This is a genomic window from Pedobacter faecalis (assembly GCF_030182585.1).
Lineage (GTDB): Bacteria > Bacteroidota > Bacteroidia > Sphingobacteriales > Sphingobacteriaceae > Pedobacter > Pedobacter faecalis.
In genome coordinates, this window is sequence record NZ_JARXOW010000001.1 from 1,108,337 (window position 1) to 1,123,378 (window position 15,042).

A 15,042-nucleotide genomic window follows, 5' to 3' on the forward strand; every position below is an offset into this window, starting at 1 on the left:
GTCCTATAGATTAAAGGTTGACATTTAAACCAAATACATAAGAGGTTGGGATTGCTGCACCGCCTGTTTCAGGATCGACGCCGACATCATTTCTTGTCCACAACGCTTTTGGATTATTGAGCTGAAACCTTAGTCCGGCTCCTTTTAAACGCAATGTTGATAGTACAGACTGTGGCAGTTGGTAGCCAAATATTGCACTGCGCATCTTGATGAAATCTCCGTTGCGCACAAAGGCATCAGAATAGCTGAGCTGTCCGGCCGGCGGACCCTGCGTGCCGGGATATACCCCTGGCGCGTATCTGCCTGTTCCCGGAATAATAGTATTGGTATTCTCAGGAGTCCAGGCATTGGCAATATAAGCTGGCATCGATCCGTACGGAACACCTGAAACCACCTCAGGCACCAAAGCACGAAGGGATTGGCCACCGTAATACACGGCCAGGACATAGAGACTGAATCCTTTGTAGCGAACTTCACTGGTCAGGTTAAGGTTGACTTTCGGATCAGTGGTTCCTGAATACACCATGGCTGCCATGTCGTTACTCGTCAGCGCGATTGTACTCAAAGCGCCTGCGGCGGTAAGCCACTGCGGCTGACCGATACTGCTAAGTCCGCGGTACTGATAAGAGAACAGGGAATTGACCGGAAAGCCGGTTTTATATCCACCCTGTGCCAGGGCGATTGGCGTAGTGGCCACTTCATCGATATAGGTAATTCTGTTTTTGTTATGGCTGAGCACCAGGCCGGTATTCCAACCAAACGCTTGGCGGTCTGCCGCCTTAAACCAATCATACTGCAGGCTAAGCTCTATACCATTGTTGAGCAGCCCCCCATTGTTGATAATCTGACTGGTGAAACCTTCAGAAGGATCGAGTCGTTGTGTAACCAGCACATCACTGCTTTTCTTCCGGTACCAGTCGGCCGCCCCATTGAGCCGCCCGCCGAACATCGCAAAGTCGGCCCCAACGTTGAAAGTTGCCGTTTTCTCCCAGCGCAATTCTGGATTGGCGGCATTGGTTACGACCGACATTGGCTGATTGGTGACGGGATTGAACAGTGTTGAGTTGGCCGTAAGAAAACTACTGACGCCCTGAACAATATTTCCGGTGACACCATAGGTTGTGCGCAATTTAAGTACATCGACCCAATCGTACTGCGACAGAAACGATTCCCGGTGCAGGTTCCAGCTCAAGCCGGCCGACCAAAGCGGCTTGCCTCTAAACTTCTCATCGAGTCCAAATACGTCCGCGTAATCGACCCGGTATGAGGCGAAAGCATTGTAGCGCTGATTATAGGTATAGGTGATATTGGCATAGTTGGAATTGAACCGGTGAACGGTTTCAGGAAATACGGCTATCGGACCCGCGATATAACGACTGTACAGGCTTGCGGTACTAAACCCTGGCTTAAACGCGGTTGTGTTGCGGAAATTGGCCAGCGCCGGAAAACTCACAGAAGTGGTAGAATGCGACTGAAGCTGATCATCATATCCAAGCAGAAGTCCGCCTGTACCCCTGGTACGCGTCTGTCTGAATTCTGTTCCCGCTATGGCGTCAATGGCATGATTCCCAAACGTCCGCTGATATTCGGCTTGTCCTCTTGCAGTCCAGTAGTCGCCCTTCGTGTTCGAGGTAGCGAGATACCCGCCGTTGGCCGGCAACATGGTGGTATAAACACTCTTTAAAAAGCGCATGGTATAGCTTTCGGCCTCCGCATAGGTAGACGCAGCCAGGTTGTTGTTTTCATATTGGAACTGCGGACTCAGCGTTAGGCCTGGAACCACTTTTGCGTTCATGTTCAGGTAATAGCGCGTGTTTTGCTGCCGGGTATTCCTGAAGTCCCGGTCGAGCTCGTCGAGGTGGTTAAAAAGCAGGCTGCTTACCGGTTGCGTAGCGGTATTGGTATTGTACGCATTATAATCTGAGGTGGTGTAATACATCCGGTTGCCGGCTGCATCTGTCAGATTCTGGTAGGAAGGCACGTTGAGAGCGCTGCCGGCAAAGGCACTATTGGCCGAACGAACATATCCCAGTACCGAGTTTACGCCATAATTTACATCCAGCCACGGCGCTACCTCATAAGTTCCTTTGTAAAAGAGATTCAACTGCCGGTTGTAGGCATTAATAATTCCGCCGTTGCTGTTTTTGTAATTGGCGACTAAGCTGGATTGAAAGCGTTCCCCACTGGTTCTTACCGCCAGGTCGTATTGCTGCAGCACATCGTTAAGCAAGGCCCGGTTTTTAAAATCCTGCCGAAAGTTATTTTGCCTGAAGCCTGCAAGCTGCTCATCAAATTGACCCTGGGAAATGTCGCCCTTGGCGAGCTGGTAGTAAGCGTATTGTACCGGGGATATTGGTGTGCCGTTACTTATGCTGTTGCCTACCGCAGTAACCGCAGCGGCCCGATTGGGATAGAGTCCGCCCGTATTGGCAAACAGATAGTCGTATACCTTAAGTTCTGCATCGACCTGTTGAGACGGGCTAAGCAAATTATAATCCAGATCTGGCTTCTGTGCCACGGTAACATCGCTGGAGAAGCTTACGCTTGTTCCGCGGCCCCTGGCGCGCTTGGTGGTAACAACGATGACGCCGTTGGCTGCCCTGGCGCCATAAATTGCCGCAGCAGCCGCGTCCTTTAAGACGGTGATATCCTGAACATCGTAGGGATTCACATCGGCCAGGGATCCTTCTATCGGCAAACCATCTAACACGACAAGCGGATTCTTGGTCGCGTTTATGGTGCTTACCCCGCGGATGGACGTCATGCCGCGATAGGTAACCAAGCCCGGAACCCTGCCTTCCAGATTGTTCAGGATGTTGGGTGTATACCGCGTTTCAAGTTCAGCGCTGCCTACGGTTACTGTTGCGCCGGTGATCTTTTCTTTGCCAATACGCTGGAAACCGGTATTGACCGTAATCTCTTTTAAGGTATTGGTTTTCAGCTGGAGTGTAACGTTAATTTCTTTGCGGCCGTCCAGACTGATCTCCAGTGTTTCCATGGATACACTGGTAAAGACAAGCACGTCGTCCGCAGCCTCGGCAGAAATCGAGAATTTCCCCTCTCCGTCTGTCATCGTTTGTTTGCCGGAACCTTTTAGGGTAACGGTAACACCTGGTACCGGGAAATGATCATTGTCGGTAACCCGGCCGGTAACGATAAAGCTCGCCTTTCTTGCCGAGAGCGGATTACGTTCGATAAGCACGGTTCGGTCGGTGATTCGGAAATGTAGGTTTAAGTCTTTCAGTGCAGCATTTAAGGCCTGCTGAAGACTGGCTTGCTTCACTGATAAGGTTGTTGTGAGCGACTCAGTAATCGTTTTTCCATCGTAATAGATGTCGAAACCACTCTGACGCCTGATTTCTTTTAGCACCGATTCCAAGGGCGCATTTTTCTGTGTTATGGTGATGAGCTGGCCAAATGACGAGGCACTGACCTGCATGAGGGTGGCTATTAAAATGACGGTGGTTAATCGCATAACTAGCAATACTTTCTGATATGGCGCTACAGCCACATCAAGTTTCCTGATATAATTTCTGTACATTCGTTTGGTTTGGTTGTGCAGATGCGCCAGCTGCTTTGCTAAGGGCTATGGCGGACTGCGTTAAAACTTGATTTTTTTCAATGAAGCGGCCGAACCTTGCCGGAGGTGCAGCGAACACCTCTGGCTTCTTTTCAGCCTCCTGGTTTGTGGTAGATCTACGTCATGTTTTTTCCTTTTTAGTTTGATAATCGGTTAGCTGTCAATGTGCTGGTCATCTGGAAACGTATATGGTCTTGTCCTTCACTTTGAAACGTACCTGGCCGGACGACGCGATAAGTTTCAATACGGCAGACAATTGATTGTTTCTTGATATCCATCCCCCGGTTTCCAGATCGTCTGGCACGGATGAATCGTAGACGATGTCTACATCGTACCAGCGGGCGATTTTGCGCATTGCGGTTTTAAATTCGACATGGTTCAGGTAAAAATCACCATCCTTCCAGTCTGTGACGCTTTCCAGGTCGACCGCAGAGACTGTGATTTTACCACTGCTGTTTACAGCCTGGCTGCCGGGCCGGAGCAAAACATCCTGAACGAACCCTTTATTTTTAGCCATGGTGGCCCGCACGCGGACGCTTCCCTCTAGCAGGGTTGTGGTAACATTGGGCTCGTCTTCGTAACTATTGATATTGAAATGCGTACCCAGCACCACTACCTGCTGATTTTTTGAGGACACAAGGAAAGGTCGCGCCTTATCTTTGGCAACCTGAAAATAAGCTTCGCCGCTCAGGCTAACTTCGCGGCTGCCATTCTTAGCGAAATTAACGGGATAGGTTAACCGGGAATCAGCATTGAGCCAGACTTGAGATCCATCAGGCAGCCTGACCTGGTAGGTCTGGCCCCTGGCTGTCGATAGCGTATTATTTCCGCTTTGGCCGGAAGCCAAGTCGCCGGTCACGGTGTAAACCAGCTCGCCTTCTGCCGACTTACTAACAATTACTCCGCCTTGACTGGCTAGCTGTCCGCTCGCAGCTTCTGCCAGAACGACCTTAGTCCCATTAGACAAGGTCAAAGTTGCACCTTGCCCGCCAGGTGCAATCTGAACTGACAAGCCGGGATTTTGCTGCTGCTTATCTGCTTGTGGTGTATTGAAAAACCACAGACCAGATATGATCAAGGCTATGGCGGCAGCGGCCGAGAGTATTGTTGGCCAAAGCCTGACGCGCCTGCTCTCAGTGCTATCAGGGTTTCTTGCACTTGAACTTGATATACTTGCACTAATATGGCTATAGATCTCCTCAATGGCCGCGGAAGTCAATGCGCCTTGTTGATCGGTTCGTGCCAAAAACTCCGCGTCTTGACTAAGTGCTGCCTCCCACTCTCCTGAATGACCGCCTGCGCTGAGCATCTGAAAAACCTGATCGAGTTCTTCAGTGCTGCACTGTCCGTTGATGTATCTGGTAAATAGTTGTACTTTTTCTGCGTCCAAAATTCCCTTGTTTTATTGCTTATACAATTGGCGGCGCATTTACATATATCCGAAATGCAAAAAAATAATAAACAGGTTTTAATGATGGCCAGAGAGGTATGCAATGACCAGCAGAATCGCGTTTTTGAAGGAGATGTATTCCCGGATTATCCTCAGCGCTTTTACCATCTGGGCGTTTACGGTGCCTTCGGTGATGCCGAGTTCGGCTGCCGCTTCTCTGTAAGACAGTCCTTGTATCTTGCAGCGGATGAACACCTGGCGACATTGCTCCGGAAGTTTCTCCATCGCTTCGTTTAACACCGCGTTGCCTTCCGTAAACTCAATCTGCCAATCGGTAGTATTTTCTATAGGTATGGCATATTTGCGTATCTCTTCCAGAATGGAATGTTCATGCCGCGCACGTTTAAGCAGGTTCAATAAATGGTTTTTAGCTATGCTGTAGAGATAGGTTTTGAAAGGCTGGGTGCTATCAATCTGTGCCCTCTTTTCCCATATTTTAACGAAAACATCATGCACCACATCTTCAGCCAATTGCTTTGATTTTGCTGTTCTGATGATGAAATGGTGAAGTTGAACGACATGCATATCATACAATGGCCGCAAAGCGTTCTCATCCCCCTCTTTAAGCAGAAGGACCAGTTCGGTTTCGTTAAGACCATGGTATCTTGACATTTGCCAATGATAGCGATATTTTAGCAATTACATTTCATTTAAGAAATTTACCTTATTATTTCCATTTCAACCTCAAGCTATTGGTTACCACACTTACACTGCTTAAAGCCATTGCTGCGCCAGCAATCATCGGATTAAGCAGAAACCCGTTAATTGGATAAAGAATACCTGCCGCTAGCGGAATACCGATCACGTTGTAAACAAATGCCCAGAAGAGGTTTTGTTTTATGGTGGCTACGGTCCGTTTTGATAACTTTATAGCCTGTGCAATTTTAGTAAGGTCTGATGAAATTATTGTCATCTTGGCAACATCCATAGCAATATCGCTTCCTTTACCCATGGCTATGCTCACGTCCGCCGTTGCCAGGGCCGTACTGTCATTGATACCATCGCCCACCATTGCAACAGTTTTGCCTCGATTTTGTAATTCTCGTATAAAATCTGCTTTCTGCTGTGGCAATACCTCGGCACTATAATTCCTGATGCCCGTTTGCAGAGCGATAGCTTTGGCAGTGGCCTCATTATCACCTGTAAGCATATACAGATCAATGTTCATGTCATCCAATTGCCTGATTGCTTCTATTGAGGTTTCCTTTATCTGATCGGAAATAGCTATTACAGAGAGTGCTTGCCTGCTATCTGCAAACCAAATCACCGTCTTGGACTGGCGGCTCCATTCGTCGGCCCAAGCTTGCAGTTGCTCGCCAATCTGAACCTGATTTTCTGTCAGCAGTTTTTGATTGCCTACATAGTAGTTTTCATTGTGGTGACTGGCTTTTATGCCTCTACCTGTAAGGCTCTCAAACATCGACAAAGAGATGGCTTGCACACCTTGCAAATGCTTAGTCACTGCCTCCGCCAGTGGGTGTTCTGATTGTTTCTCTATACTTAGTAAAATGTTTTTGGCGCTATCATCATTATTCAGCCATTGTATGTCTGTTACCCGTGGCCGGCCTTCGGTAATTGTTCCTGTTTTGTCCAGCACTATCGCATTAACTTTTTTAGCCAGCTCCAGGCTTTCAGCATCTTTAATTAAGATACCGCTTTCGGCACCTTTACCAACGCCCACCATAATTGCAGTAGGCGTTGCCAGCCCCAATGCACAAGGGCAAGCGATAACCAGTACGGTAACGGCCGCCAGAAGTCCATGAACAATGCCATTATCTCCGCCCAAAACGACCCACAATAGAAATGTAAGGATTGCAATACCCAATACGACCGGAACAAAAACACCGGCGATTTTGTCAACCAACTTTTGTACCGGAGCTTTACTTCCCTGTGCATCCTGCACCATGTTGATGATCTGGGCAAGCATCGTGTCTTTGCCTACTTTAACCGCTCTGAACTGAAAACTGCCTTTTTGGTTGATCGTTCCGGCAAATACTTTTTCGTTTTCCTTTTTTAGGACAGGGATCGGCTCACCGCTGAGCATGCTTTCATCTACATAAGAGCTCCCGTAAGTCACCAGACCATCTACCGCAATTTTTTCTCCCGGCTTCACCAGGATAACATCGCCGGCTTTAACTTCATCTATCTTTATCTGTTTTTCTGTTCCGTCAGCCTGAATCAACATGATCGTTTTAGGCTGCAGGCCCATTAACCTTTTTATCGCCGTAGAGGTGTTACCTTTCGCTTTTTCTTCAAGTAATTTACCTAAAAGGATGAATGCAATGACCACCGATGCTGCTTCAAAGTAGACATGTGCATGCAGACCCCGCTGGTGCCAGAACTCGGGCACCCACATATTGAAAACGCTGAACACATATGCAATGCCTGTGCTCAGTGCTACGAGCGTGTCCATGTTTGCGGAACGATGCCGGGCGTGCTTCCAGGCATTGGCAAAGAAATCTTTACCCAACCACAAAACTACGGGTGTAGAAAAAAGCCACATGATTTCGTTGGCATAGGGCATATCCATAAAGAGCATACCAATTGTTACGACAGGAAGTGATAACAGCACCGCCCAGATGGTCTTATTTTTAAGCTTGTTAAACTTTTCGGCATGAAGGTTATCCAGCGTCTCGCGCTGTGTAGACTCATCTTCAATCAGCAGATCGTACCCGGCTGACTGCATCGCCTTTTGCAGTTGTTCTACGCCAATACGTTTAGGCATATATTCTACCAACAGGTTACCCGTGGCAAAATTCACAGATGCACTAACAACACCAGGCTGGTGACTGGTAATGCTTTCGGCACTGCTTGCACAGGAGGCGCAGGTCATTCCGAGCACGGGAAAAGTCCTCTTGATCGTTTTTTCATTGCTATTATCTGTTGCCATGATTTGATTGTTTAAATTTGCAATACAAATCTCAGGACAAAAAGCTAAATAACACTTACAGAATTTTGGGATTGATTTGCAGAATTTACAGCTTATCCAGAGATATCTTCTCATAGTCAGTGATCTCCTTACCCTTAAGTGTTTTTCTTCTAAGTGCCTATGCTGTACCTAGTGGCCAATAAATACGTAATCAATAGAATCTAATTAGATAATAAGTAGATAAATAACATATGGTCAAGATATCATTGACATATCGTTGGCATATCAAAAAGATATATCAAGGATATACCAACGATATAGGAAGGATATACCAAGGATATACCAACCCTCTATTTATATTGTATTTAATATGTACTTATTTTCTAATCAATCGCCACGAAGTAGCCAGGATGTAGGGAACACTCCAGAAAATCTTGCCTGACTTTCCAGTTTCCAAAACAAACCGATAGCGATATACCGTATCCTTATGAAGTAAGTTTGGAATGAACTTAGGTACCCTCCTTCTTAGCCAGGTCTTTGATCCTGATGTTGCGGAACTCCAGCGGAGAACCATGACCAAGGAAGCCAATATGGCCACTATCCCTTGACAGTCCCGGATGGTCTTTATGGTCAGGTGCACCATTCTTCCTGAAAGGAGTCAGGTCGCCGTCGAGGATTACCGTACCATTTAAGATCACTTTTATCTTAGGGCCGTTGGCAATTACCTCTTGATAGTTCCACTCACCTACCGGTTTCAGGAAACCTCGTTTCGCCGGAATTGTGCCATATACAGAACCATGATACTGGTACACATGCAGGTCTTTATAAATCGGCGCCTCATTGTCCAGTATCTGGAGTTCCATACCTGTATAAGCCGCATCACCTTCCAGAGGTGCCCTGATACCCAAACCATTATTGGCGCCCGGAGTCAGCTTAAACTCAAAACGGAATACGAAATCACTGAACTCTTCTTTGGTAAATAAATTGCCGCCAGAGCCCTGACCCGGCTTTGGCCTGATCGCGATATTGCCGTCTTCGATCACGTAATCAGTCGTGTTACCGGTCCAGCTGTGCATGTTAGTACCATCAAACAGGACCTTATACCCTTCTTTCTTCTCCTTAGCGCTCAGTTCAAAAGGCTTCGGACGCGGGATTTCCCGGATAAAAATGTCTCTGTATGCAACCGGTGAACCATGCGCCTGCAGTTCAATCTGTTCTTCAGCAAAGATAGGCAGGTTCCTGTCCCAGTAGTTTTCCAGGATCACATTATCCGTCACCAGTACCCCGTTCAACCACACCGTAACGCGGTCACCTTTCATCAGGATCCTAAAAGTATTCCATTCATCCAGTTTATTATCTGCAACAACCAAAGGCTTGCTTGGATTGGACTGGTTGTTGTACAAACCACCAGAGCCCACCTGTGCACCCACATTGGTACGGGCATTGTCCCAGATCTGAACCTGGGGAGTACCACGCAAATAAATACCGGCATCACCCTCGCCCTTCTTGTCATCAATGATCTTCCAGTCAACCAGCATCTCAAAATCACCATATTTCTTTACGGTGGCCAGGTTATCACCATGGCTCTGGAACACCAGTTCTCCGTTAATCACCTTCCAGCTGTCCTTTGCGGCAGCATCAGCCTTAGCTTGTGCATCAGCCAGTGTTTGTGCATCCATTTTGGACCGTTTGATCGGATCAGCTACCAAACCTTTCCATCCTGTAAGGTCCTTTCCATTGAATACCTGAACAAAACCCTCACCCGGTTTCATAGAAGAAATATACTTACGCATTCCTTCCTTCTGATAACCTGCATCACCGCCAGTGATCACAGCGATGGTTTTGTTGAGCAGGTTCTTTACAATATCACCATGGTACTCACCAGCCATGGTAATATGCATAACTGCATTGGCTGCAGCCTGCCGTGTAGCAGGATTGTCGAGGTACTGACCGGCAAATACTATTGCATTAAAACACTTCGCTCCCTCGATATCCTTTAAAATCCTTTGCTGCTGAGCCGGAGTTTTAGCTACTGCCATCGCATTGCGCAGCAACAACAACCTTTGCTCGTCAGCGTAATCCGCATTCCTTACCAGACGCAGATAGCCGTTAACAGCCTGGTTTAAAAAATCAGGGTTATTCGTTGTCCTGGCTATTTTGATCAGCTCATCAGCCGAACCCGCATCAGCCCAGGAAGACAATGCATCCAAAGCAGCCTTTTTGACCGCATCATTGCCAGTATTAAAAGCTGATGAAACAGCACTCAGTGACTTCTTGCCGCCAATGCTTCCCAACACCTTATAATACAGCAACTTCTTGTCCTCAGCAGATTTATCCATCTGCGCCATGATTTCTGCAGTCTGTGCATCAGCGTTGCTACCCTGCTTGTTTACAGCAATAATTGCCGCCTGTATATCGTTTAGTTCAGCCGGGTCGGTAGTTTTATCCATTAAAGCAAACAATTCCGCTTTACTTTCCGGCGTATAAACACTCTTTAAAGCTGCAAAAGCTGCTTTCCTTACTTCAGGTTTGTTGCTGGTCAGTGCAGCAGATATAACATTACGCTGGCCACTTGCAGCACGCGCCGCCAGGACATTGATCAAAGCCACCTGCACTTCTGTTTTTGCACCTGCAATGCTACTACTGATTGACGCAGTGACATCATTGCCCCTGATCCGTTGCAGGACTTCAGATACCGCAGCCAAATTTGCCGTATCCTTGCCCATTACCTTTGCCATTGGCTCAATTGCTTTTTCTTGCCCCGTCCATGCAGCCGCAGAAAATGCAGCACTACGCACCTCTGCATCCTTATCCTTAAATAACTTCAGAAAAACCGGGTATGCAGATTTTGCGTGGGCCCTGCCCAGCATATCAATAATCAAAACCTTTGTAGGCGCGTCCGCCTTCCTGAGTCTCTTCACCCATTCCGCACTATTTGCATCAGTCAAACCAGCAGCTGCCAGTCTTACCGCCGCTGCGCGGAATTCAAACTGCTTATCATTCATAGCATCCAGCAAAGCCTGCTGACCAGTCTGCGTTTCCGCGATCAGTTTGAGTGCAGCAATGCGCTGTTCAACCTGATCATCTCCGGTTGCTTTTTCCAGAATAGCCTTTGCGATCTTTTCCACACCAGCCTTGTCGCTGGCAACCCTGTTTTCCGCGTAAACCAGTAAAGAAGCCACCGCATTGGTCTTGTCATATTTATAACCAGCATCTTCTGCAGCCTTAACCAATACATCAGCAGAAGAGGCATCTGCAATATGCGCCAGCGCATATAAAGCAGTTTTTGCCAGATCCTTATCAGAACCCGCAGCAAGCGGCCCTATCGCGTCAGCAGCGGCCTTAGAAGTGGTATGTCCCAACGCTTCAACGACAGCAACCTTAGCCTTGCCGTTTGCCTTGCCTAATCCGGTTACCAATGCAGAAACCGCAGCAGGAGATCCAATCTTTGCTAATGCCCTTGAAGCCTCATCAGCAAGCTGATCATCAGTTATATAAGCCTCCAGACAAGGCACAGCAGCATCATTGCCAACCAGGTCAAACTGACTGATGATAAAAGCCTTGTTCTGCTTATCAGAAAGTTTCGCCAGGGCCTTACAGTATGCGCTAACCGCCATAGACCGCCAGGCCTGCTGTCCGGATTTGGTAGAAGCAGCGGTAAAACCACCCACCGCATACTCAATTAATGAATTATTGCCCTTGCCCGGCGCAGTCAGCCCGCTGATCAGCGTCACATAACCGTCCTCACCAAGATCAGTAATCTCCTTCATGTTCCGGGCGAGCTGGGCAGCATCCCTGGCAGGCAACTGGGCCAGCAGGTCGGCTATTTTGGTCGTAACAGTTCGTTCATCTTTTTTGTCCTGGGCAAAAACCATATTGCCGGTCATACTGGTCAGCAGAGCAACCGGCAGCAGGACAAATAATAATTTCTTTATCATGATTTATTAATCAAATTTTTTGTTTGAAACAGTTCTCCTGATGGTTAAATAGAAAAAGGCGCGCGCATTACCGGGTTGATGAGCCTGTTGGCCGCCTCATCATCCACAAACTCCTGGTTTACCGGATCAAACTTCAGCGACCTTCCGAGTCTCAAAGCCGCCAGGCCAATATTTACAATATTACAGGAACGGTGTCCGTTCTCCTCGTTCAAAGCAAACTTCTTCCTGGTCCTCACCGACTCTGAAAATTCCACGATTTCCGGATCAGGATCAGGGAACTGCGCCAGCTTGCGTTCCAGATCAGGAATATCGGACTTAAACCCAGGGTAGAGTTTACCCTTAGGGCCTTCAATATAAGGAACATTCGTATCCTTGCCCTCTCCATCCAGGATGATCTGGCAGCCATCCGCATAAGTATAAGTGATCCTGCGCCAGATGCCCACAGCATCCGTATGCTGTTGCGGAGCATCCACCTCAACAGAAACCGGGTTGGTATCATCTTTACCCAGGAAATACTGGATCGGGTCAATATAATGCTGGCCCATATCGCTCAGACCACCACCATCATAATCCCAGTAACCCCTGAAAGTCTGGTGTACGCGGTGCGGATGGTATGGCCTATAAGGAGCAGGCCCTAACCATGAATTGTAGTCCAGTTCCGGCGGTACAGGCTGGGGCTCCAGATTGTCTTTACCCACCCAGTAAAACTTCCAGTCATAACCTGTATGCTTGCCCACCGTCACTTTTAGCGGCCAGCCCAGCATACCACTGTCAACCAGTTTCTTAATGGGTTTCACAGTCGTGCCCATACCATAAAATGTATCTTTAAACCTGAACCAGGTATTCAACCTGAACATGCGGCCGTGCTGCTTTACAGCTTCCACAACCCTTTTTCCCTCGCCTATCGTATGGGTCATTGGCTTTTCACACCAGATATCCTTACCCGCGCTGGCCGCATCAACAGCCATAATCCCGTGCCAGTGCGGCGGAGTAGCAATGTGTACAATATCCACTTCGGGCAACTGGATCAGCTCACGGTAATCACTAAAAGTCTTTACACCCTTGTCCAGCATGGACGCAGCCTGCTGCAGGTGGTTTTTGTCAACGTCACAAATGGCCACCACCTGGGTGCCCTCATATCCAAAGTGGCCGCGGCCCATACCGCCTACCCCAATTACCGCTTTTGTCAGCTTATCGCTGGGTGCAAGAAAGCCCTGTCCGCCGAGCACATAACGGGGAACAATAGTAAAAGCGGCCACACCGACCGCAGACTTCTTAATGAAATCTCTCCTGGTGTTTTTTTGTTGTGGTTCTTCCGGTTTCATATAAATGGTCAAGTTTGGGTTCTCCTTATCGCGCCCTTACAGCACAAAAAATCGAATGCTTGTATGGTTAATATTAGCGAGAAATTGTCGAAAAGTCAAAACATCGTGTAATTATTTACGGAATAAAAATACTTCTATAAAATTTTAATATAAGTTGTCTATATTTACCAAAATTGAAAGATTAAATAAATGAATCTTCATCTATTAAATAACATAACCAAACCGGCGCGCGATAAACAGCTGCTGTACAAATTCCAGCTTGTCAAACACCTTTTCAACCTCGGGCCGTGCTCAGTTTCCACCCTGTGCCATACCATGAACATGAGCACCCCAAGCATTTTGAAGCTCATCAGCAACCTGACCGACGAAGACTGGATAGAAAAGAAAGGCTATGGGGTTTCGATGGGCGGCAGAAAACCCGATCTATATGGGCTAAAGGACAAAAAGATACTTATTATATGTATAGATATAGAACTGTTCCGTACAAAAATAGCCGTTATGGACAACAACTATAACTATGTAGCCGAACCCAAAACCATTACCCTGCCCATATCAAAAAGCAGCAGATCGGACTTCTTTAGTATTTTAACCACAAATGTCCAGGAAATACTCAAAGAACACCACATCAGCAACGATCAGCTGATCGGCTGCAGCGTAGGCATGCCCGGCCTGGTCGATTCCGAAAAAGGACAAAGCTACAGCTACTTTTTAAGTGATGCAGAAAATACATCCCTTGCAGCCGCATTTGAAAAAATGCTGCAGCTGCCCGTGGTTATACAGAACGATGTAAATGGATCATCAATGGCAGAATTCACACACGGAATGGCAAAAGGCAAACAAAACGCACTTATATTATTAATGGACTGGGGCGTCGGCCTGGGTATCATTATGGACGGGCAGCTGAGAAAAGGGGCCTGCGGCTTTTCCGGAGAACTCGGACATATCCCATTCGTCGAAAACGGTGCCCTTTGTTATTGCGGAAAGCACGGCTGCCTGGAAACTATCGCCTCAGGCAATGCCCTGTCAGAAATGGCCAAGGAAGGCATTTTATCAGGCAAAAACTCCATGCTCAATAAACTCAGTAAAGAAGAACTGCAAAGAATTGAACCTGCCGTGATCATCGAAGCAGCAAACAAAGGAGATCAGTACGCCATACAGCTGCTTTCCAACATAGGCACCTATATGGGCAAAGGAATTGCCGTGTTGATACAGCTGTTCAATCCGGAACTGATCATCCTTAGCGGAAAGATAGCTGAAGCCAAACAGTACATTACCCTGCCCATGCAGCAGGCCATCAATACTTACTGTATGACCCAGATCAGGGAGCGCACAACAATCGTGTCTTCAGAACTCGGTGAAAATTCCCGGCTTTTGGGTTATGCTACGACAGGCATTGACCATTTCCTGGGTGCCTGTATCCAAAAAGCAGGAAAGCACAAGATGCCGCTGCGCTGAGGAAGCGGCATCTTTAGTCTTTGGCTTTTCCATAGGAGCTGAAGTTACGGCTCCCGCTGGTTTTATACTGGCGTAATGCTGTACAACTCTTCGGTATTGATTTCTATTTCCTGCTGGTTATCTTCTCTGAAAAACAAGTATCTGCTCGTTGCTGTCTTGTTGATGAATCTGCCCGTCATTTGCAAGCCGCGTGCAAAGACCAGGTTGACTTGCCGGTCAGTGCGGATTGATTTTGAGAAGGGATCCTTTGAGGTCCATGCGTATCATAATTCCTATTTAATCAAACTTAGCAATAAATTGCCAGTCAAACAGGAAAATAAGAATTATAGTTCTTATTTGAATGTAAAGCAGTAGCAAACCTATTCGAGAAAAGGACAAATACGAACTATAATTCTTATTTATAGAAAATCAAGCAACGATGGTGT

The 15,042-nt window shown here is 47.3% G+C and carries 7 protein-coding genes; 1 reads left to right on the forward strand and 6 read right to left on the reverse strand.

Annotation, left to right across the window (positions count from 1 at the left end):
* Positions 1–10: 10 nt before the first annotated feature.
* From QEP07_RS04935 to QEP07_RS04960, 6 genes are all read right to left on the reverse strand, one after another.
* Positions 11–3,541, reverse strand: coding sequence for a SusC/RagA family TonB-linked outer membrane protein (locus QEP07_RS04935; RefSeq protein ID WP_285008821.1), 3,531 nt, complete (start codon positions 3,539–3,541; stop codon positions 11–13).
* A gap of 211 nt (positions 3,542–3,752) precedes the next feature.
* The gene (locus QEP07_RS04940; protein ID WP_285008822.1) at positions 3,753–4,970 is read right to left on the reverse strand and encodes a FecR family protein; all 1,218 of its coding nucleotides are present in this window, start codon (positions 4,968–4,970) and stop codon (positions 3,753–3,755) included.
* A gap of 78 nt (positions 4,971–5,048) precedes the next feature.
* Positions 5,049–5,642 carry an RNA polymerase sigma factor gene (locus tag QEP07_RS04945; RefSeq protein ID WP_285008823.1) on the reverse strand — a complete coding sequence of 198 codons (594 nt, stop codon included), beginning with the start codon at positions 5,640–5,642 and terminating at the stop codon, positions 5,049–5,051.
* Between the two features lie 55 nt (positions 5,643–5,697).
* On the reverse strand, positions 5,698–7,920 hold the full coding sequence (locus tag QEP07_RS04950) for a heavy metal translocating P-type ATPase (protein WP_285008824.1): 2,223 nt from the start codon (positions 7,918–7,920) through the stop codon (positions 5,698–5,700).
* 488 nt (positions 7,921–8,408) lie between these two features.
* Positions 8,409–11,837, reverse strand: a complete 3,429-nt coding sequence (locus QEP07_RS04955; protein ID WP_285008825.1) for a 3-keto-alpha-glucoside-1,2-lyase-like domain-containing protein — start codon at positions 11,835–11,837, stop codon at positions 8,409–8,411.
* Positions 11,838–11,881: 44 nt separating this feature from the next.
* The gene (locus tag QEP07_RS04960; protein WP_285008826.1) at positions 11,882–13,162 is read right to left on the reverse strand and encodes a Gfo/Idh/MocA family oxidoreductase; all 1,281 of its coding nucleotides are present in this window, start codon (positions 13,160–13,162) and stop codon (positions 11,882–11,884) included.
* A gap of 189 nt (positions 13,163–13,351) precedes the next feature.
* Here QEP07_RS04960 and QEP07_RS04965 point away from each other — a divergent pair, with 189 nt between their 5' ends.
* Positions 13,352–14,617, forward strand: a complete 1,266-nt coding sequence (locus tag QEP07_RS04965; protein WP_285008827.1) for an ROK family transcriptional regulator — start codon at positions 13,352–13,354, stop codon at positions 14,615–14,617.
* Positions 14,618–15,042 lie beyond the last annotated feature (425 nt).

Excerpts from the sequence above, each read along its gene's own strand:
- QEP07_RS04935 (WP_285008821.1), bottom strand. The coding sequence starts at position 3,541 with ATGTACAGAAATTATATCAGGAAACTTGATGTGGCTGTAGCGCCATAT.
- QEP07_RS04945 (WP_285008823.1), bottom strand. The coding sequence starts at position 5,642 with ATGTCAAGATACCATGGTCTTAACGAAACCGAACTGGTCCTTCTGCTT.
- QEP07_RS04950 (WP_285008824.1), bottom strand. The coding sequence starts at position 7,920 with ATGGCAACAGATAATAGCAATGAAAAAACGATCAAGAGGACTTTTCCC.
- QEP07_RS04955 (WP_285008825.1), bottom strand. The coding sequence starts at position 11,837 with ATGATAAAGAAATTATTATTTGTCCTGCTGCCGGTTGCTCTGCTGACC.
- QEP07_RS04960 (WP_285008826.1), bottom strand. The coding sequence starts at position 13,162 with ATGAAACCGGAAGAACCACAACAAAAAAACACCAGGAGAGATTTCATT.
- QEP07_RS04965 (WP_285008827.1), top strand. The coding sequence starts at position 13,352 with ATGAATCTTCATCTATTAAATAACATAACCAAACCGGCGCGCGATAAA.